Source organism: Pseudomonas sp. PB101 (genome assembly GCF_009764265.1).
In the GTDB taxonomy this organism is placed as follows: Bacteria; Pseudomonadota; Gammaproteobacteria; order Pseudomonadales; family Pseudomonadaceae; genus Aquipseudomonas.
Map to the genome: position 1 here is coordinate 141,232 of NZ_RWIR01000055.1, position 18,230 is coordinate 159,461.

20 protein-coding genes and 1 pseudogene are annotated in these 18,230 nt (G+C 55.3%); 10 read left to right on the top strand and 11 right to left on the bottom strand.

What is annotated here, in order from left to right; translation table 11 throughout:
* Window positions 1-105: 105 nt before the first annotated feature.
* From EI969_RS17390 to EI969_RS17410, 5 genes are all read left to right on the top strand, one after another.
* The gene (locus EI969_RS17390; RefSeq protein WP_160388864.1) at window positions 106-342 is read left to right on the top strand and encodes a hypothetical protein; all 237 of its coding nucleotides are present in this window, start codon (window positions 106-108) and stop codon (window positions 340-342) included.
* A gap of 144 nt (window positions 343-486) precedes the next feature.
* Window positions 487-1,548 (top strand): polysaccharide biosynthesis/export family protein, encoded by a 1,062-nt coding sequence (locus EI969_RS17395; protein WP_160388865.1) that lies wholly within the window; start codon window positions 487-489, stop codon window positions 1,546-1,548.
* Window positions 1,549-1,562: 14 nt separating this feature from the next.
* Window positions 1,563-2,228 (top strand): YjbF family lipoprotein, encoded by a 666-nt coding sequence (locus EI969_RS17400; RefSeq protein WP_160388866.1) that lies wholly within the window; start codon window positions 1,563-1,565, stop codon window positions 2,226-2,228.
* Window positions 2,225-2,986 carry a capsule biosynthesis GfcC family protein gene (locus EI969_RS17405; protein WP_160388867.1) on the top strand — a complete coding sequence of 254 codons (762 nt, stop codon included), beginning with the start codon at window positions 2,225-2,227 and terminating at the stop codon, window positions 2,984-2,986. Before EI969_RS17400 ends, EI969_RS17405 begins: the two co-directional genes overlap by 4 nt.
* Window positions 2,983-5,061 (top strand): YjbH domain-containing protein, encoded by a 2,079-nt coding sequence (locus tag EI969_RS17410; RefSeq protein WP_160388868.1) that lies wholly within the window; start codon window positions 2,983-2,985, stop codon window positions 5,059-5,061. The genes EI969_RS17405 and EI969_RS17410 overlap by 4 nt, the downstream gene beginning before the upstream one ends.
* A gap of 203 nt (window positions 5,062-5,264) precedes the next feature.
* On the opposite strand, the gene EI969_RS17415 is transcribed toward EI969_RS17410, so the two are convergent.
* From EI969_RS17415 to EI969_RS17425, 3 genes are all read right to left on the bottom strand, one after another.
* Window positions 5,265-6,659: an undecaprenyl-phosphate glucose phosphotransferase gene (locus tag EI969_RS17415; protein ID WP_160388869.1), complete on the bottom strand. Its 1,395-nt coding sequence runs from the start codon at window positions 6,657-6,659 to the stop codon at window positions 5,265-5,267.
* A gap of 392 nt (window positions 6,660-7,051) precedes the next feature.
* Window positions 7,052-7,711, bottom strand: coding sequence for a helix-turn-helix domain-containing protein (locus tag EI969_RS17420; protein WP_160388870.1), 660 nt, complete (start codon window positions 7,709-7,711; stop codon window positions 7,052-7,054).
* 294 nt (window positions 7,712-8,005) lie between these two features.
* On the bottom strand, window positions 8,006-8,746 hold the full coding sequence (locus EI969_RS17425; protein ID WP_160388871.1) for a winged helix-turn-helix domain-containing protein: 741 nt from the start codon (window positions 8,744-8,746) through the stop codon (window positions 8,006-8,008).
* A gap of 558 nt (window positions 8,747-9,304) precedes the next feature.
* Between EI969_RS17425 and EI969_RS17430 the strand changes: the two genes are divergently transcribed.
* On the top strand, window positions 9,305-10,138 hold the full coding sequence (locus EI969_RS17430; RefSeq protein WP_160388872.1) for an undecaprenyl-diphosphate phosphatase: 834 nt from the start codon (window positions 9,305-9,307) through the stop codon (window positions 10,136-10,138).
* Between the two features lie 55 nt (window positions 10,139-10,193).
* Here EI969_RS17430 and dusA read toward each other — a convergent pair whose 3' ends face one another.
* Window positions 10,194-11,213 carry a tRNA dihydrouridine(20/20a) synthase DusA gene (gene dusA, locus EI969_RS17435; RefSeq protein WP_160388873.1) on the bottom strand — a complete coding sequence of 340 codons (1,020 nt, stop codon included), beginning with the start codon at window positions 11,211-11,213 and terminating at the stop codon, window positions 10,194-10,196.
* Between the two features lie 102 nt (window positions 11,214-11,315).
* Here dusA and EI969_RS17440 point away from each other — a divergent pair, with 102 nt between their 5' ends.
* The 4 genes and pseudogenes from EI969_RS17440 to EI969_RS17455 all read left to right on the top strand — a co-directional run bounded on the left by EI969_RS17440 (window position 11,316) and on the right by EI969_RS17455 (window position 14,509).
* Window positions 11,316-12,407, top strand: coding sequence for a tyrosine-type recombinase/integrase (locus tag EI969_RS17440; RefSeq protein ID WP_160388874.1), 1,092 nt, complete (start codon window positions 11,316-11,318; stop codon window positions 12,405-12,407).
* Window positions 12,398-12,547 (top strand): annotated as a pseudogene (locus EI969_RS17445) (helix-turn-helix domain-containing protein); the annotation flags it as partial. The gene EI969_RS17440 and the pseudogene EI969_RS17445, both read left to right, overlap by 10 nt.
* Window positions 12,548-12,831: 284 nt before the next feature.
* Entirely contained in the window at window positions 12,832-14,085 is a 1,254-nt protein-coding gene (locus EI969_RS17450) for an ATP/GTP-binding protein (RefSeq protein ID WP_160388875.1), read from the top strand.
* Window positions 14,078-14,509 carry a hypothetical protein gene (locus EI969_RS17455; RefSeq protein WP_160388876.1) on the top strand — a complete coding sequence of 144 codons (432 nt, stop codon included), beginning with the start codon at window positions 14,078-14,080 and terminating at the stop codon, window positions 14,507-14,509. The genes EI969_RS17450 and EI969_RS17455 overlap by 8 nt, the downstream gene beginning before the upstream one ends.
* Window positions 14,510-14,696: 187 nt before the next feature.
* On the opposite strand, the gene EI969_RS17460 is transcribed toward EI969_RS17455, so the two are convergent.
* From EI969_RS17460 to EI969_RS17490, 7 genes are all read right to left on the bottom strand, one after another.
* Complete coding sequence (locus EI969_RS17460; RefSeq protein ID WP_160388877.1) at window positions 14,697-14,969, bottom strand: pyocin activator PrtN family protein; 273 nt, start codon at window positions 14,967-14,969, stop codon at window positions 14,697-14,699.
* A 12-nt stretch (window positions 14,970-14,981) separates the two neighbouring features.
* Window positions 14,982-15,749, bottom strand: coding sequence for a DNA cytosine methyltransferase (locus tag EI969_RS17465; protein WP_160388878.1), 768 nt, complete (start codon window positions 15,747-15,749; stop codon window positions 14,982-14,984).
* A 66-nt stretch (window positions 15,750-15,815) separates the two neighbouring features.
* The gene (locus tag EI969_RS17470; RefSeq protein WP_160388879.1) at window positions 15,816-16,058 is read right to left on the bottom strand and encodes a pyocin activator PrtN family protein; all 243 of its coding nucleotides are present in this window, start codon (window positions 16,056-16,058) and stop codon (window positions 15,816-15,818) included.
* The gene (locus EI969_RS17475) at window positions 16,055-16,429 is read right to left on the bottom strand and encodes a hypothetical protein (RefSeq protein WP_160388880.1); all 375 of its coding nucleotides are present in this window, start codon (window positions 16,427-16,429) and stop codon (window positions 16,055-16,057) included. The genes EI969_RS17470 and EI969_RS17475 overlap by 4 nt, the downstream gene beginning before the upstream one ends.
* Window positions 16,426-16,701, bottom strand: coding sequence for a hypothetical protein (locus EI969_RS17480; RefSeq protein ID WP_160388881.1), 276 nt, complete (start codon window positions 16,699-16,701; stop codon window positions 16,426-16,428). Before EI969_RS17480 ends, EI969_RS17475 begins: the two co-directional genes overlap by 4 nt.
* Before the next feature lie 10 nt (window positions 16,702-16,711).
* Window positions 16,712-17,086: a hypothetical protein gene (locus EI969_RS17485; protein WP_160388882.1), complete on the bottom strand. Its 375-nt coding sequence runs from the start codon at window positions 17,084-17,086 to the stop codon at window positions 16,712-16,714.
* A 339-nt stretch (window positions 17,087-17,425) separates the two neighbouring features.
* Entirely contained in the window at window positions 17,426-18,172 is a 747-nt protein-coding gene (locus tag EI969_RS17490) for a helix-turn-helix transcriptional regulator (protein ID WP_256678324.1), read from the bottom strand.
* Between the last annotated feature and the right edge of the window lie 58 nt (window positions 18,173-18,230).

Below are 18,230 nucleotides of genomic sequence, written 5' to 3' on the forward strand. Positions count from 1 at the left end.
GTGAAAGAACGACGGATCTTGTCCGCACTTTTCGCGGGCTTGAACTCTACCACCTCTAACGCACTACCCGATTTCGATCAGGTCGAATGTTAGAAAGGAGTTGATATGAAGAAAGTGATGGCAATTGCCCTGTTGACGATGTTGAGCAACTGGGCGTCCGCGGTAGAAGCGCCGCTTACAACTGCGACCAATGTATTGGGTAGCGTGGCGGCGACTCAAGCCACTGCAGCCAGTACTGCAATGGTCGCCAGTGCTGTAGCAGCGTCCAACAGTGGTGGAAGTGCAAACGGCGGTACGACGGGTACGACAGGTACCACGGGTACAACCGGTACGCACAACTAACTGAAACATCTGTTGGTGCAGTACAAGGTCGCCCGATGCAAATCGGGTGACTTTGTTTTGAGATTCGCCCTTGAATAGCGTAGTGCCATTATGACTCGTAGTTTTTCTCTTTTAATGTTGGCAAGCATCGCTTTACAAGGTTGCATGTTTTCCCCCGGCCAATACCTGAGCACCAGTGATATCACACGCCAGGGCGCCAGTGAGAGCAGCCGGGTCGAGCTCATTCCGATCACGCCCAAGCTCATCGCCATGAACAGGGCCACGCAAAAGCGTGAGTCCGTGCCGACGGAACTGTTGGCGGCACCGGCCGAGTACCGCATCGGCAGTAACGATGTCCTGTACATCACGGTCTGGGATCACCCGGAGCTGACCGCACCCTCCGGCGCGCAACAGCAGATTGATGCCAACGGTCGCCTGGTTCGGGCCGATGGCACGCTGTACTACCCGTTTATCAAAGAGGTGCAGGCGGCCGGTAAGACCGTCCAGCAACTGCGATCGGACATCGAAGAAAGGTTGTCGGCCTTCATCGCGGACCCGCAGGTGGATGTCGCCGTGTTGCGCTTTTCCAGTCAGAAAGTCGTGGTCACGGGCGCCGTTTCGAAGGCCGGTCCGCAAGCGATTTCCACCAACCCGCTCAGTGTGGTCGAGGCCCTCGGTTCTGCCGGTATCGATACGACGAGTGCGGACTTGTCCGGTCTGTTGCTGACGCGAAACGGGCGGGTCTACACGCTTAATCTCGACACGCTCAACCAGCCGGATTCCGAGTTGCAGAACGTCTACCTCAAGGGTGGCGATCAGTTGTACCTGCCGTACAACGACAAAAAGCGCATCTACGTCATGGGCGAGGTCAACCAGCCCCGCGCACTGAGCTTCAAGACCGCCACCATGAACCTGTCCGATGTGCTGGGCTCGGTCGGCGGATTGAGTCAGACCACCTCCAACGGTAACGCCGTGTACGTGATCAGGGGGGTTGAAAACCTCGATGTCGAACCGGCGAAGGTCTACCAACTGCAAGCAGAATCACCGACCGCCATGGCGCTGGCCACGCACTTTGAAGTGCGTCCCCAGGATGTTGTCTACGTAGGTCCTGCCAACGTGACTCGCTGGAATCGCTTCGTCAGCCAATTGGTGCCGTCGGCGGCGATTGTCGGTTCGGGCGCTTCCGCGGCGAAGAACATGAGTGAAGTCAGCAGCAACAGCAATTAAGGCCGGGTCCGATCGTGAGAACGTTGAATGTTGGCGTCTGCTTGATAGCGGCCTTGATGTTGTGTGGCTGTAACCCGCTGATGGTTGCTTCGATGACCAACCTCAAATCGGCGGTGGCGGGGCCGGATGAGCTGGACGTGACGGCGGCCCAGGTGGCGGATGTGCGCTTTCCCCAGCTCAAGCTGACCACGCCGTCCGGTTCCGGCGTGCTGGCGCTGGTGCGTGAGCGCGGCGACCTGCAGTTCTGGGTCGCGTCCGGCAAACAGGTTCTGCTCATGCGCGACGGTCTCGCGGTGCGCAGCATCGGCCTGGGCCTGGGCGGTGATCTGGACGGGACGCGCCTCGCTGACGTCTCGCCCTTCAAGCAAGGCCTCCATCAAGTACCGGATGGCTACACCAGCCAGCGCTGGATCGATCTCTACCAGGGCCAGGAAGTCGGGGTGACCTTGAACAGTCGCTTCTTCCGCAAATCCATGGAAACCCTGGAAATCCTCAACAAGGAATATGCCGTGCTACGTGTCGATGAGCAGATTGACGCGCCGGCCATCGGCCTGCGTGCGACCAATCGTTACTGGGTCGATCCCGTTGACGGTTTCATTGTGCAGAGTGAGCAGCAACTGACCTCGCAGCTGCGGGTCAAGATCGTGCAACTGACCCCTGACCGCAGGCATGCCCGGTGAAGCGGGTCAGGGCTCTATCGGCATGCCTGCTGTTCATCGCCGGCGCCTGCCATGCAACGGTCACCGTCACCGGTGATGTTGCCAATCCGGGGGCGGTCGAGCTGCCGGCGGGCGGGCGATTGCTGGACGTGATCAGCGTGGCACAGCCCAATGCCGAGAGTTACTGGTTGGCGGGCGTATTGCTGCGTCAGTCCCTGGTCGAGCAACAGACCCGGCTCAAGGTCGGGGTGCTGTTTGATCTGGACGTGCTGCAGCGCATGGCCGTGCTTTTCGACAGGCCGAGCCGGGCTGCCCTGGCGGTGCGGTTGGCCGAGCAAGTCAGGCGCATGCCGGTCACTGGGCGCCAGGTGGCTGTCCTGGACCCGGTCGCCGTGGAAGTCGGGTTTGCCCGCAACATTCGCCTGGACGACGGCGATCGCCTCATCTACCCGTTGCGGGTCGACGAAGTCGAGGTGCTCGGCGCTGTCGCCGAGTCGTGTCGGTTGCCCTATCAAGCGCTGCAAGAGGCCCGCGATTACCTGCAGGGTTGCACACCGCTTGTCGATGCGGACGCCGATTACCTGTGGTTGATCCAGCCCAACGGCGTCACCCGGCGCGTCGGCATTGCCCACTGGAATCGCGAGAGCGGGCAGATACCTGCCGCCGGCAGCAAGATTCTGGTCCCGGTCAAAAGCGATGACCTTGATCCGCCTATCCCTGAACTGAATCAGCAGTTGGCCGAATTTATTGCCACGCAGCTGGCTGAGGTGGTTCGTTGAATTTACGTTTTGCAGCCGTATTGTTATTGCCGTGTGGTCTGGCTCATGCAGAACCACGCATTACCCAGAATGATTTCGGTGGCGCAGGCTTGTTACAAACGCCGACGGCGCGCATGGCGCCGGCCGGTGAGTTGAGTCTGAATGCCAACCGCACCGACCCCTATAGTCGCTACAGCGTTTCACTTCAGCCATTTGAGTGGCTGGAAGGCTCGTTTCGCTACACCGCGATCACCAACCGCCCTTACGGCCCTGAATCGCTGAGTGGCAGCCAGAGCTACAAGGACAAGGCGGTCGACCTCAAGGCCCGCCTGTGGGAAGAAAGCCATTGGGCGCCCGAGGTGGCCGTGGGCTTCCGGGACATCGGTGGTACAGGCCTGTTCTCCAGTGAATTCGTGGTGGCCAACAAGCGCTACGACAATCTTGATTTCAGCGCCGGCATTGCCTGGGGTTACCTGGGCAACCGCGGTGACTTCGAAAACCCGCTGGGCTACATCAGTGATCGCTTCAAGACCCGGCCCGACAGCGAGGGCACCGGTGATGTCAACGCCGGGGCCTATTTTCGCGGCAGCCCTTCCTTTTTCGGCGGCGTGAGCTATCAGACGCCCTGGGATCGGCTCAGTCTGAAACTCGAATACGAAGGCAACGATTACAAGCACGAGCCGAAGGACAACGAGATCAAGCAGGACTCGCCGATCAACCTCGGCGCGGTGTTCAAGCTGACTGACTCGATCGACGTCAGCGCGGCCTGGGAGCGCGGCAACACGGCGATGTTCGGCGTCACTTTCCATACCAACTTTGTCAGCCGCAAGGCGCCGGCGAAGACGTTCGACCCGCCGGCTGAACCCTTGCCAGTGAAAGCGCCAAGCACCGGGATGGATCAGGTCAACTGGGCCGATGTGTCCCGGCGCCTGCAGCAAAATGCCGGGTACAAGGTCGAGCGCATCAGCCAGCGCGATTCCGAGTTGATCGTGTATGGCGAGCAGCAGCGTTACTTCCATTCGGCCAAGGCCGTTGGCCGGGCGAGCCGGATTCTGGACAACAGCGTCAACGACGATATCGACTGGTTCACCGTAGTGAACAAGCGCTACGACTTGCCGCTCGAAGAAACCAGCGTGCCACGGCAAACCTTCCGCGAAGTGATCAACAACGAGGAGCCGCTGCAAACGCTGCACCGCACCACCGAAATCAACCCGGCGATGCCGCACAACGAGAAAACCCTCTACACCGAAGCGATGCAGCCATTCGCTTATGGCGTCGGACTGGGCTTCAAGCAGAACGTCGGTGGCCCCGATGGCTTGCTCTATCAGTTCAGTGCCGACGCGGACGCCGAGTACCGCTTCAACCGCAACACCTGGTGGAGCGGCTTGCTCAGTGCCAACCTGATCAACAACTTCGACAAGTTCACCTATGACGCACCCAGCGGCTTGCCCCGCGTGCGCACGGACTTGCGCCAGTACATGACCACGTCCGACGTCACCATGCCGTTGTTCCAGTTCAGCCATGCCGAACAGTTGGACAAGGACCTGTATGGCATGGTGTACGGTGGCTACCTGGAGTCGATGTTTGCCGGCGTCGGTGGCGAGGTGCTGTTCCGTCCGACCGGCGAGCGCTGGTCGTTGGGCGCGGACCTGAACTACGTCCGCCAGCGTGAGTTCGACCAAGGGTTTGGCTTGCGTGATTATTCAGTGGTGACCGGCCACATCACCGGCTACACCGACTTGCCCTACGATACGCTGGCAGCCGTCAGCGTCGGGCGTTACCTGGCAGGCGACTGGGGCGGCACGCTGGATATCTCGCGAGAGTTTTCCAACGGGGTACGGCTTGGTGCCTGGGCAACGATCACCACCGCAACCGGTGCTGAATACGGCGAAGGTAGTTTCGACAAAGGCATCTACCTGTCCATTCCGTTCGACGAACTGATGAGCATGTCGACCATGCGCCGCGCCAACCTCGTCTGGTCGCCACTGACCCGGGACGGCGGTGCACGGCTCAATCGCAGCTACCAGTTGCACTCCATGACCGACAGTCGCGACGACGACATGTTCTATCGCAACTTCGAGAAGATCACCGAGTAACCTGCAGGAGCGAGCCTGCTCGCGATGGCGTCGGTACATTCAGCATTGATGTTGACTGACCCAACGCCTTCGCGAGCAGGCTCGCTCCTACAGTGGTTTTTTGCTGATCCAGAAATCCGGGTAGACCCCCGACTCCCAAATCACAGCCACAAAAAAGGGGACTTGCGTCCCCTTGCGGTGTTGCCTTGTGCAGCCCTAAACCATCAGTAGATGTCTTTCGACAACAAGGTGAACGGCGTCTTCACCAAAATCTTCAGGTCCAGCCACAACGACCAGTTGTTGATGTACTTGAGGTCGATCTCGACACGCTTCTGCATCTTGTCGATGGTGTCGGTCTCGCCACGGCAACCGTTGATCTGCGCCAGGCCAGTGATGCCCGGTTTGATTCGATGGCGCGCCATGTAGGCGAGAATCTTCCCGGAGTAGTAGTTGTTGTGCGCGATGGCGTGAGGGCGCGGGCCGACCAGTGCCATGTGCCCTTGCAGCACGTTGAACAGTTGCGGCAACTCGTCCAGCGAAGTGCGACGGATGAAGCGTCCGACGGCGGTGATGCGCGAGTCATTACGGCTGGCCTGCTTGACCTCATGATCATCGTGCACACGCATGGAGCGGAACTTCCAGACCTGAATCACCCTGCCGTTCCAGCCATGACGGTCCTGCTTGAAGAACACCGGGCCGGGGGAGTTGAGCTTCACGGCCAGGGCAATGACTAGCAAAACCGGGCTCAGCAGGATAATGGCCAGCAGGGCCACGCTTTTTTCCACCAGGCTTTTGCTGAGCGCGGCGGTGGGCCGGCTGGTCAGCGGACTTTCGTTCAAGTAGATCGCCGGCAGGCCATCCACGACTTTCACCGAGTGATTGAGCAGCGTCAGGCTGTTCAAGTCCGGCACCCAGACCACGTCAACGCTGGCATCCAGCAAATCGACGTACATGGCTTCGATTTTTGCCGCTTCCGACAGGGGCAGGGTGATGTACAAGCGACGGATGTCATGGGTCTTGATCAGTTCCAGCAGGTCTTCCTGGGCGCCGACGATGCGCGGTGCGCCCGGCTCCATGGCAGGAAGGGCACCGTTGCTGACCAGGCCCACCAATGGCAGGTTTTCGAGGTCGCTCAGTTTGTTCGCCAATCCCAGCGCCAGTTCACCGGTGCCGACGATCAGGGTTTTATGCTCGCTTTTGCGGGACCGCTGGTAGAACTTCGAGAACGCATGCAGCGGCGCATACAGCAACGCCTGGCCGAGGAAACCGTACACCGCCCAACCCAGGATGACTTGCCGGGAAAACAGCTCATCGGCCTTGCAGATAAACGCGATGCAGGCCAGCGCCGCCATCGTCATGGACCAGCCCATGAACAGGCGTCCCAGCCCTGACAGATAATTGTCTCTTTTTCGGTACACACCACTGAACGTATAAGCCGGAACCGAGGCCAGTACGGCGAGCGTTGCGCACATTCGGTAATAGAACTCGACCGTTCCAGTGTGCCGCTCGGCAAGTATGAACAACAGAGAAACTACAAAGCCCTGTGCCAGCGCCCATTGCCCCCAAAAGGTAAGTCCCTTGAGGCCGGTGTTTCGATTGATACTAAGAGTAAGATCCATACAATATCCCCAAAAGACGTCCATTCAGGTTTCGACAGTTGAAATCCGAGTTGTTAAACAGACTTTTTATTGTTGTTGTAGTGAGTGTCCTGAGGTAACAACGTCGATATGCCGAACTGTCGTCAGTCAATAGACTAAGTTATTAGCGGGGATGCTGTCTGACGAGTTCTAACAAGATGGCAAAGTGCCAACTATTAAGTTTTTAGAAAAGGCCGAGCGTTAGAAAAGGTCGAATGGAAGGGGGTGAATACTTAGAGTGGTGTTTGGTATTGTTGGAGGGGTGGGGATGAGGGCGGTTTGACTGGCGCGGAGGTTGAAACCAAACAGAGTGCTTTTTTTATTGTTGTAATCGCACTGTTTCTGTTTGTTTTATTCGCTAAAGGTGTAAGCGTTTACGCCACGACTTCCTGGATCAGGCAATAGCCACGATTCCTTACTGCACGAAACAGGCGTTCACCGTTACTGGCCATTTTGAATTTGTCTTGCAGCCGACTCAGGCACATTTCCAGGCCACGGTATTGTTCCGGCTCCCTGCCGATGCTGAGGATCAGTTCGTCTCGACTGACGACACGCTCTTCATGGTGCAGCATTTTCTTTACCAGCGCGGCTTCCAACCCGGTCAGGCTGATCTCGACGCCCTCTTTTACCAATGCGCTTTGATCCTTGTCGAGTTGCCAGGCCTTGCTGCAAGGAGTATCGCCCTCGATGGTTCGCGCAATGTCGCTGGCTGCCCCGGCTGTTGCCGGCATGCTGTGGAAAGGATTCGTCGATTGCGCTGCCAGCCATTCGGATTCCAGGGTGGCCAGTAGTCGCTGTGTATCATGTTCGATACTGCGCGCGACGTTTTTCCTTGAAACGCTTGGGTAGCTGAACTCCATCAGCACGGGAGCGGAAGAGGGCGAAGCAACACCTTCAATAAACATTTGTGCCTGGGAGGTGCCAAACGAGTTGAAGCGCTCACTGGACAGGATGGTCTCAAGTTCACGCTGAGACGTTGTGCTGTGGGTCACGACGACAAAGTATTTTCTTGGGAGGGTTGTACTAGTTTCCATGTCTCTCTCCTGAAGTACACACCAAATTTGGCTAAAAGATGATCGGCAGGGGAGCAATGACTCCCTGGGAAGTAGTCGAAAGGCAGGGTCTGGGCCCAAGTTTGGCCCTCGATGGGTTCCACTCGATCTGCTGCTATAGAATAAACTTTTATTGTTATGGTTCGATGTTGCCACGGTCATGGAATCGATAAATGCCTTTGGTATGAAATACAAAAAAACGATGAAGTCGAGATCTTTGTGCCGTTGAGAAAAACGTCTGTTTAGTTGGTGCTAAAGCGCCATCACTTCTGTGTGTCAGGGGGTTGAAATCAGACCTCTCATCAACCGGTACCCATGCCCCCTGATGCTTTGGATGGCGTTTGTGCCATACATGTCCTTGATTTTTCCACGAAGGCGGCTGATCGACTTTTCCAAAGCCCTGGGGTCATAAAAGTTGGTGTTGAGCCCCATGATGTTGGCGATTTCATCGTGACTTAGTATGTGGTTACTGGTTTGCGCAAAGGCTTCCAGGATCTTCATTTCTGCAAAGGAGATGTCCAGCTTCTTGCTGGTACCCAGTAGGCAAATACGGGTAGGGTCCAATATCAAATTGATATCTCTTTGCCATTCTTCACTGCTGAAGAACTCGGCGAGCGACTCAGGGCTTTCATCGGAAAGGGTATTGAGCTTGATACAGTAGTCGGCCCCCGCAAGATAGTACTTGATCTTGTTGTAGGTGCCTCGGCCTGTGATGACCGCGCAAATGATGGGTTTCAAGTTGCCGTTGCGCAGGTTTTCCACTAGCGCGAGGCTTTCTTCGAGGGCCGGAGGGCTGTCGATGATGATGAAGATGGCGCGATACGAACCGGAGCGTTCATTCTTCTTGACTGTACTAGTGTAGGCATTGGCCTCTAGTGCCATATCGGTCCGCACATGCCTTGCGACTTGCGTTCTAAAATGTTCAGCCACGCCACGGGTACGACCCAGAGTGAGAACTCCGGGTTCATCGTTTGTCTGGCGCTGGCTTCTAGTCGCTAAGTTCCCTGTAAGCATCATGCATTGACTCGAATAGGTGCTGACATCGGGATGTTAAAGCACCGGTTCTCATCTGTGACTGACAATTGGTAACATTTACGCGAATTTTAGACGTGGCTTCCGAGTTTTCTAACAATAGTTAAGCTTTTCAAGCTTTTAGTTGACTTTTTCCGGTGAGCTGAACTAGTGGGGTAGTGCCGTTAGATGGTGGCAATATGGAATTGTGCCACTCTTTTGAAACGATGGCGATTATTTTTTATGTCCTTTTGCCACTGTTTGGCCCACTGCGTGCCACCATTCATGCCAAGGTGCTGAATCTACTAAGAAACACAAATAGTGTGAGAGCGATCACACTTTATTGAGTGGCGAGACTTTTTTCCACTAAATACCTAAATATAGTTCCGGGGCGTTCGTACTCGGACGATTATTAACATGGCTTGAGTGTGTCTTTTGATAAGACATATTCTTTCTCGCTACATCTGGTAATGGGTGTGGATGTCTCGATTGTTTTGCTTGAGCTACTCAATATCTGAGTGCAGTTGACGGATCGTTCCCAAAGAACGGTCTGACGGAGGATTGATGGATTTCTGGACCCTTTTCAAAGTGTTGATCCTGGGCGCGGTAGAGGGCCTGACTGAGTTTTTGCCGATCTCCAGTACGGGTCACCAGATTATTGTAGCGGACTTGCTGGGATTTGGCGGTGAACGCGCCATGGCGTTCAATATCATTATTCAATTGGGCGCCATTCTTGCCGTTGTCTGGGAGTTTCGGCGCAAAATCTCAGAGATCGTCAAAGGACTGCCGACCCAACGTAATGCACAACGATTCACCCTGAACTTGCTGATCGGTTTTCTTCCGGCCGTGGTTCTGGGTGTATTGTTCGCCGAGCAGATTCATCACTATCTGTTCAACCCGATCACCGTGGCAGTCGCCTTGGTCGTGGGCGGCATTGTCATGTTGTGGGCGGAGCAGAGGGACCACGTGGTGCACGTCGACCATGTCGACGACATGCGCTGGCCGGATGCGCTGAAGGTAGGCTTCGCGCAATGCCTGGCGATGATACCGGGCACTTCCCGCTCCGGATCGACCATTATCGGCGGCTTGCTGTTTGGTCTGTCGCGCAAGGCGGCCACCGAGTACTCGTTCTTCCTGGCGATGCCCACCATGGTCGGCGCGGCGGTGTATTCAGGTTACAAGTACCGGGAACTGTTCCAGGCCAGCGACCTGCCGGTATTCGCCCTGGGCTTCGTCACAGCATTCTTTTTCGCCATGATCGCCGTACGCGGCTTGCTCAAGTTCATTGCGAACCACAGTTATGCCGCCTTCGCGTGGTACCGGATCGCTTTCGGATTGTTTATCCTGGCAACCTGGGCATTCGGTTGGGTGAACTGGACGGCGACGGCCGCCGGCTGACAGGTGCGCCAGGCGGATCAAACCGCCTGGCTGAAATGGCGAGAAAAACCGGGCATTAACGCCCTTCAAGCAGCTCCGCAGCTTGATCCAGCAAGGCCAGGGGCTCCTTGGCCTTGTGGATATCCACCGACAACAACTGCCGAAACTTGCGCGCCCCCGGGAACCCGGTGCCCAGCCCCAGCACATGGCGAGTGATGTGGTGCATCGAACCGCCGGCGTCGACGTGTGCAGCGATATACGGCCGCAGCTGCGCCAGTGCTTCAGCACGTGTGATCACTGGCGCCGTGCTGCCGAACAGCTGCTGGTCCACCTCGGCCATCACATAAGGGTTGTGATACGCCTCGCGGCCCAGCATCACACCGTCGAAGGTCTGCAAATGCTCGTGGCAGGCCTCCAGCGTCTTGATGCCGCCGTTGAGAATGATCTCCAGCTCCGGAAAGTCCGCCTTCAACTGCGCCGCCACGTCATAGCGCAGGGGCGGAATGTCGCGGTTCTCCTTCGGCGACAACCCCTCCAGAATCGCGATCCGCGCGTGCACGGTAAAACTGGTGCACCCGGCATCGCGCACCGTACCGACGAAATCACACAGCTGCTCGTAGCTGTCCCGCCCGTTGATCCCGATCCGATGCTTGACCGTCACCGGAATCGACACCGCATCACGCATCGCCTTCACACAATCGGCCACCAACTGCGGATGCCCCATCAGGCACGCGCCGATCATATTGTTCTGCACCCGATCACTCGGGCAGCCGACATTCAGGTTCACCTCGTCGTAACCATGCTCCTGCGCCATGCGCGCACACGCCGCCAGGTCCAGCGGCACACTGCCGCCAAGCTGCAACGCCAACGGATGCTCCGCCTCGTTGTGCCGCAGGAAACGCTCGTGATCACCATTGAGCAGGGCACCGGTGGTGACCATTTCGGTGTAGAGCAGGGCGTTTTTCGACAGCAGGCGCAGGAAAAAGCGGCAGTGGCGGTCGGTCCAATCCATCATCGGCGCCACGCTGAAGCGGCGGGACGGCTCAGAACGGGCATGGCTAGTGTTTGCGGGTGCTTCAGGTTTTTCGAAATTCATTGATACTGATCTTTTATACAGCGGTTTTTACCCATTTTTCCTTGTTTTCCGAGAGCGCTTGCTACAATGTAGCAAGCGTATTCGGCAATGTAGCAACTGGAAATGGGCACGATCACATCACGCAAGCGCAAGGACAACTCGACGGCCTACACGGCGCAGATACGGATCAATCGGGACGGGAAGACAGTTTATCAGGAAAGCCAGACCTTCGACCGCAAGCAGGTCGCCCAGGCCTGGATCAAACGGCGTGAGACGGAACTGGCCGAGCCCGGTGCCATCGCGCGCGCGAACCGCAAGGGGGTGACGATCAGGAAGATGATCGAGCAGTACCTGGACGAGTACGAAAAGATCCGGCCGCTGGGCAAGACCAAGAACGCGACGCTGAAGGCGATCAAGGATACCTGGCTGGGTGATCTCGACGATTCGGCGTTGACCAGTCAGAAACTGGTGGAGTTCGCGCAATGGCGGATGAGCAAGGAGGGCGGTGGTGTCCAGGCTCAGACGGTCGGTAACGATCTGTCGCACCTCGGCGCGGTGTTGTCCGTGGCGCGGCCGGCGTGGGGCTATGAGGTCGATGCGTTGGCCATGCCGGACGCGCGCAAGGTGTTGCGCAAGCTGGGCATGGTCAGCAAAAGCAAGGAGCGCAACCGTCGGCCGACCCTGGAGGAGCTGGACAAGCTGATGGAGCACTATTTCGAGATGCAGACGCGCCGTAAAGCCCAGATCGACATGCCGAAGCTAATCGCCTTCGCGATCTTCTCGACGCGCCGACAGGAGGAGATTACTCGGATCCGCTGGGAGGATTTGGATGAGTCCCGGCAGGCGGTCCTAGTGCGGGACATGAAAAACCCCGGGCAGAAAATCGGCAATAACGTTTGGTGCCATCTGCCGGATGAGGCCTGGGCGATCCTTCAGTCCATGCCCAAGGCGGAAAAGGAGATCTTTCCCTACAACAGCAGGTCGGTGTCGGCATCCTTTACCCGGGCATGCCTCTTCCTTGAGATAGAGGATCTGCATTTTCATGATCTGAGGCATGACGGGGTGAGTCGGCTGTTCGAGATGGACTGGGACATTCCCAGGGTGTCGAGCGTTTCGGGTCATCGAGACTGGAATTCACTTCGGCGATACACGCATTTGCGCGGGAGAGGGGATCAGTACGCGGGGTGGAAATGGTTGACGCAGGATTGGCGCTGACATTGGCTGAGCGAGAAGAGATTTCGCGTGCAGTAGTGGCAGGTAACTCGATCCGTTCCATAGCCGCGCTACTAGGGCGGGCAGCCTCTGCGATCAGTCGTGAGATCAGACGCAACGGTAGCCAAGAGTGCTACCGGGCTAATGCGTGGTAATCGTAGTTTGACCGTCGCCAGTAGGCCCGCCTTCAGGGAAATCTGCTAGGGAAAGCCCCGATGCGTGGTCAGGAGTCGGGATGCGCGTCCGTCTCGGCGCCGGGGTGAACCCCTTGTGTTCCCTGAAGAAGGTGATAACCTAAACCTTAATTTAGAAAAGCGTCGCCCTTGAGCGACTTTTGCAATTAAGCAGCCAAAAATTCGAGACCTTAATGCTCGTCAATATCTCTATGTCTAACATGTGGTCCTTCCGTGATACACAGAATCTGAGCATGCTTGCTTCAGACTCCAAAAAGGACGACATCAACCAACTCAACATTCAAACAATTGGCGACGCAGAAGAGAGAGTATTGAAATCCGCTCTTATCTTCGGCGCCAACGCAAGCGGGAAATCTAATTTAATTAAAGCGATAGGCTTCATGAAAGACATCGTTTTAAGTTCGATTTCCAATATTGAAACCAGCGTTTCCAGAAATATCGTTCCTTATCTTTTACGCGAGGAGAACTTAGAAGCCCCTTCCGAAATTGAGATGGTGTTTTATGCCAATAAAGTAAAATATAGATACGGCCTTAGTGTCAAAGAGGGAGAGATTGTTGAGGAGTGGCTTTACTACACTCCCCAGACAAGAGAAACCAAGCTCTTCGAACGCAATAGAATGTTTGTTGATTATAATAGGTCTAGTTTTTCCGAGGCCGATCTATTTGTAAAGAAAGGAGCCCTTGAAAAGACCAGGGCTGACGTACCGTTCATCTCGGTCCTTTCTGGTTTCAATGGTGAGCACGCAACGATTATCACAGACTGGTTTAATAAGACGCACATATTAAACGGTATTACTGACTCTCATTATAGTGACTTCACTTATAAGCAGATCCAAAACAATTCGAGTTTTAGATCTTGGCTCCTCAAAATTCTGAAAGCTTTCCAAATTGCCGATTTAAGAGTGGTTGATAGCGTATCTGACGAGCGCTTGGATCAAATTGACACTACTGATGACACCATGCGCAAATTGGTCGACAGTTTCAAGGAGTTCCAGAGAGCAAAGAAGATCAATAGAACTAACCTGCTTGTAATTAAGAAAGTAGATAGTCATGAGGTTGAATTTCCATTGGCCCTAGAGTCTGATGGAACGCGTAAGCTTATAAATATTCTCGGTCCTATATATGATTCAATGATGGCTGGCGAGCGCCTGATCATTGATGAGTTTGACTCGAAATTTCACACGCTGTTATCAAAGCACCTGTTTAAAATATTCCATGCAGAAAGCAATCAGGGCTGCCAGATAATTGCAGCGGTACAAGATGTCAATCTCATGGATACTGAGTGTTTTAGGCGTGACCAAGTATGGTTTGTGGATAAGGACGGTGAAGGGGCAAGCGAACTGTACTCTCTTGTTGAATATAAAGAGAAATCTCGCTCCTTGAAAAACAACTATGGTGACGATTATTTAGAGGGGGCTTTTGGCGCAATTCCTTTATTTAACTCCTTTGAAAGCATTGATCGACTTATGGGGATAGACCATGAGTAAAAGGTCTAGCCCGCTTAAAGGTGCCGCACGGCGCGAGGACACCCGCGAAGCTCAACCGTTGAAGCGCAACCAGTATTTGAGCTTCAGCTTCAAATATTTCAAGGATCAGGATGACGTGGGTCAATCACTAGCAACATGGGCTAGCGGTGATCTATTAGCTTCATTGATTGCTAAGTTGCATCATATAAGTAAAGTCAATATCACCGAGTTACAAACAGAGAAATCCATAACCAATTACAGACGCTTTCCACCCGCTGACAAGACACATTTTTCCTGCCCTAGTGATTTGTCTAAAGATGATAGTTGGGGAGTGATTAGAAATATCGGTGGACAAAAGCAACGTGTCGCAGGCTTTTTAAGGGATAACATTTTTTACATCGTATTCCTGGATCGTGATCATAAATTTTGGCCAACCGATAATTAATCATAATATCTTCGCATGTCGAGTGATAGTCGATATGCGAAGCAAAAAATTCATATTCCAAATACTCTGAGTTTGCTTCTTTTGCCCAGGCTCATTCGCTTTCGCAGAAATACAGAAGTTTTTTAAACGAGCAGTTTGTGTTCAGCGTTGGGTGTTGCACGGTTATCAATAGAGAGTCTCCAGGCACTTAATGGCATTCTCTTCCCATGAGCTGGTTTTGCTCCTTCGCGGCTTTCTCGCGCTGGCGATCGATGTAGTCGGAAAGGTCTTTCAAGTGGATGCCCAGCCCAGCTTTCTGGCTATTGGCGCCCAAGCGCACCACCGGAATATCGATCTCGCCTGAGAGGTGTTTTTGCTTGAATTTTACTACGGTTAAATTCATGTAATCGGCACAGACGCGATCCAAGGGGATGACCACTTGCCCGTTGTACTGGGCCATCAGCAGGAAAAGGGTGTTCATGTGACCTCTTGGTTATCGTCTGTCTGAAAGTAAATTGAATGCTGTTGCTGCCACGATTGGAACCTGACCGTTGCCAAGGGCTTTAATGCGGTCCACCCGATGGGCCACCCCATCAGCCACTCGACCCATTGTGGGTTGAGTTGTCCACCGTCCAATGCCATCACTGCGTGATCCAGCCGATCGTTGCAGCGGTCTGCTCCCGATTTTCGGATCAAGGCGGCCGGCGAAGAGCCTTTCGACATGCTGGCGACCGGTGTCGGCCATCTCCTGGTGGCGGGATTGTTGTGGGTCTTTAGCAACAATCCAGATGCGATCCCGTTGATGCGGGGCTCCGAGATCAGCCGCTCCCACAACACCCCAGCACGCGTCATACCCCATTTCGGTAAGGTCACCGAGGACCACAGCAAGTCCTCTTCCCACAAGCAGTGGTGAGTTTTCCACGTCGACGAATTTCGGTCGTACCTCATCGATAATTCGTGCCATGTGTGTCCATAACCCAGAGCGGCTGCCTGCGAGCCCAAGTCCGTTACCGGCGGCCGAAATGTCCTGACAAGGAAATCCTCCCGAAACCACGTCAACAAGTCCTTTCCATGGTCGGCCGTCAAAACTGCACACGTCAGACCAAATCGGGAAAGCCGGGAGCAGTCCATCGGTTTGTCGTTGCGCCAGAATTTGTGCGGCGTAGGCATCACGCTCAACGGCGCAGACGGTGCGCCAGCCGAGAAGGTGGCCGCCGAGTATTCCGCCTCCAGCGCCTGCGAAAAGAGCCAGCTCATTCACTTTGCCTCCATAGGGCGGTATTGAGTGCAGGTTGTTTACCCCTGAACGGCAGGGGCTACCGGTGAATCACGCTGCTGCCGTCAACGCCTGGGTGTCGAGGTAGTCGGCCAGGTCGTGCAGGTAAACCACCGGCTTTGCCCGGGTCGAGCCGTGCAGGCGCTTCACCGTGAGCTTGATGCGGCCTTTCTTGATCTCGGCCAGCAGGTGGCGGTCGGTCCGGATGTGCGAGAAGTAATGCTCGCGCACGGCTGCTAGCGTCGGGCACGGTGTTGCGAACTGGCGCCGAAGTTGGTCGAGGGTATTACTCATGCCGCGTCCTCCCCGAACCCCACCGATGGGGGCAGCAACTTGAGGCGGATCAGTTCAGCAAGGCCTTCTTTGCTTTTGCCCATGGCGGCCGCGCAGACGTTGCCGCGTTGATCGGCGACGACTGCACCGTAGGGGTACTCCGGTGATTTGGTCGGGGTGACGTAGGCGATTTGCCCTTCGCCAATGACCGCGTCAACACAGCGGAATACCTCGGCCAACTCGGCGCTGACCGGTGGCAGCGATTCCAGTAGTTGTACGGCTTCGGCTGATGCGCCAATCAGCGTGGCGCGGCTGATGATGGTCGGGTGGTTGAGAAACATTGGGACCAGCTTCAGTGCGCCGATGGCTTGGGTAATTGCGTTCTGGCTCATGCTGCGGCGTCCTTGTGCGTAATGGAGATGTTCAGTTTTTTGGCGATCCACTCGACACCTTCTTCCTTCACCATCACTACGGCGTAATGGCGAAAACGGTTGGTGTTTCCGATCTGGACGCTGCGCGGATCCGAGAACAGATAACCCCGGTCGCGGTGATGGCTGGCCAAGTCGCCGTCAATGGTCAGGATGCGCAGTTCTCGCAACCTGGTGCGGAAGGCGCGAGGCTTGAGGCCGAGCACGGCGGCCGTTTGATCCAGGGTGCGATTCATGGCGCGGTCCTCAGGCTGCGAGCAATTTTCGAACGTTGTTCAGCAGAGCGTCTGACTCGGCCAGCATCTGCTGTATTTGCGCTGCGCTACCGGGTTGCACTGGTGGCGGCGAAGGTTCTGCCGACTCAATACGGCCGTTCGCGATGTCCTGGATGAAATCCCGCAGGTGCAGATGATTGGCGCGATCTGAACGCTTGAGGGTCAGCTCGCCGGTGTTGCCACCCAAGTCCACGCTGATGACTGCGCTGCAATCAGTGAGCTCCACTTCAAAACTTGCATGGATGGTTTGCTCTGGTCGTTGAAGAGGGCATACGGCTGCGCCGCCAACCTGGAGCATGTAATGCAGCAGCTCTTGTTTTGCGAGTGGGATGAGGTAGTTGTTCATGCTGCATCCCCTCCGAACGGCAATGAGCTTTCAACGGCAGCAGTGCCGGTAGGCTCGGCGGCCGCGGTGCGACCTGTAGAGGTTGTAATTACTAGCAGGCCTGTTTGGCGCTGGATGGCTTCGACGGCAGCCCGGCTACTGCAGGCAGACGGATGTAGATAGACGGGGCAGCGCGTGCTGCTGTGCTGTGTGGTTTGCATTGCTCGTACTCTTTGGTGAGAGGTAGATACGAGTGCAAAATTAGCAATGGCTAAATAAACATGCAATAGCAGATGCTAATTTAGTTTTTCGATGTGCAAAAAAAACCCGCACTTGGCGGGTTATTTGAGGGGCGAACGATTACAGCAGTACGGAATACCAGAAGACTTTGCCTATCACGATGATTTCGTTTTTGAGCAGTTCGGTTGCACTGTACTCTTCGTCTGGATGCTCTTCCCGGTTATAGCTACGCATCCTGATGCCTCCACCAGGTAGCCGGTACAGCGTTTTCACTCGCAGCTGACCTCCGTGATTCAGCGCGTACATTTTTCCATCGGTGATGGTTGTACAGCCCTGGTCAACACCTACGGTGCTTCCGTGGGGAAGAACGGGTTCCATGCTGTTGCCATTAACAGTTACGCAGACCGCTTCGTTCGCCTGGACGCTTTGCCGCCTTAGGGTCATTTTTCCAAAGCGAAGTTTTTGCTTGTGTGACTGATGTACTGCGGTTCGGCCGCTCCCAGCGGATAGTTCAACTTCCTTAAGAAACGGCACGTAGACCTCGTCATCATCCAAGGGGGTATCGTCGTCCCATACATCAATGGGGCCGAGATACTCGGCATTGCTTGGGACGACTTCATTCTCTGGCGTTTGCGGCGCTCTCGATGTAGGGGCGCGCATCGAGCCGGACGGCGTTGTTAGCGTGCCCTCGGCAAGACCAATTTTCGCTTCAAGATTCGCAGCCGCTTTCTCGCCAAGCGATCTATGCCCGTTGAGCAATTGCGACAGGTATGAGGCGTCTAGGTTGTATTGGTCGGCGAACTCTTTCTGGGTTTTTTCGCCCATCAAGTCACGCAGCACCTGAACTCGCATTTTCTTTATATCCATTCCTCAATCATCGCTTTCCGTTAGCAAACAGTAAATTACGGTTTGCTATTGCTGAAAA

What these genes read in the sequence shown, in the direction of transcription:
- EI969_RS17440 (WP_160388874.1), top strand. Translation starts at nt 11,316, where the DNA reads ATGGGCACGATCACATCACGCAAGCGCAAGGACAACTCGACGGCCTAC.
- EI969_RS17430 (WP_160388872.1), top strand. Translation starts at nt 9,305, where the DNA reads ATGGATTTCTGGACCCTTTTCAAAGTGTTGATCCTGGGCGCGGTAGAG.
- EI969_RS17490 (WP_256678324.1), bottom strand. Translation starts at nt 18,172, where the DNA reads ATGGATATAAAGAAAATGCGAGTTCAGGTGCTGCGTGACTTGATGGGC.
- EI969_RS17450 (WP_160388875.1), top strand. Translation starts at nt 12,832, where the DNA reads ATGCTTGCTTCAGACTCCAAAAAGGACGACATCAACCAACTCAACATT.
- EI969_RS17480 (WP_160388881.1), bottom strand. Translation starts at nt 16,701, where the DNA reads ATGAATCGCACCCTGGATCAAACGGCCGCCGTGCTCGGCCTCAAGCCT.
- EI969_RS17455 (WP_160388876.1), top strand. Translation starts at nt 14,078, where the DNA reads ATGAGTAAAAGGTCTAGCCCGCTTAAAGGTGCCGCACGGCGCGAGGAC.
- EI969_RS17390 (WP_160388864.1), top strand. Translation starts at nt 106, where the DNA reads ATGAAGAAAGTGATGGCAATTGCCCTGTTGACGATGTTGAGCAACTGG.
- EI969_RS17415 (WP_160388869.1), bottom strand. Translation starts at nt 6,659, where the DNA reads ATGGATCTTACTCTTAGTATCAATCGAAACACCGGCCTCAAGGGACTT.
- EI969_RS17485 (WP_160388882.1), bottom strand. Translation starts at nt 17,086, where the DNA reads ATGAACAACTACCTCATCCCACTCGCAAAACAAGAGCTGCTGCATTAC.
- EI969_RS17420 (WP_160388870.1), bottom strand. Translation starts at nt 7,711, where the DNA reads ATGGAAACTAGTACAACCCTCCCAAGAAAATACTTTGTCGTCGTGACC.
- EI969_RS17470 (WP_160388879.1), bottom strand. Translation starts at nt 16,058, where the DNA reads ATGAGTAATACCCTCGACCAACTTCGGCGCCAGTTCGCAACACCGTGC.
- EI969_RS17460 (WP_160388877.1), bottom strand. Translation starts at nt 14,969, where the DNA reads ATGAACACCCTTTTCCTGCTGATGGCCCAGTACAACGGGCAAGTGGTC.
- EI969_RS17425 (WP_160388871.1), bottom strand. Translation starts at nt 8,746, where the DNA reads ATGATGCTTACAGGGAACTTAGCGACTAGAAGCCAGCGCCAGACAAAC.
- EI969_RS17395 (WP_160388865.1), top strand. Translation starts at nt 487, where the DNA reads ATGTTTTCCCCCGGCCAATACCTGAGCACCAGTGATATCACACGCCAG.
- dusA (WP_160388873.1), bottom strand. Translation starts at nt 11,213, where the DNA reads ATGAATTTCGAAAAACCTGAAGCACCCGCAAACACTAGCCATGCCCGT.
- EI969_RS17475 (WP_160388880.1), bottom strand. Translation starts at nt 16,429, where the DNA reads ATGAGCCAGAACGCAATTACCCAAGCCATCGGCGCACTGAAGCTGGTC.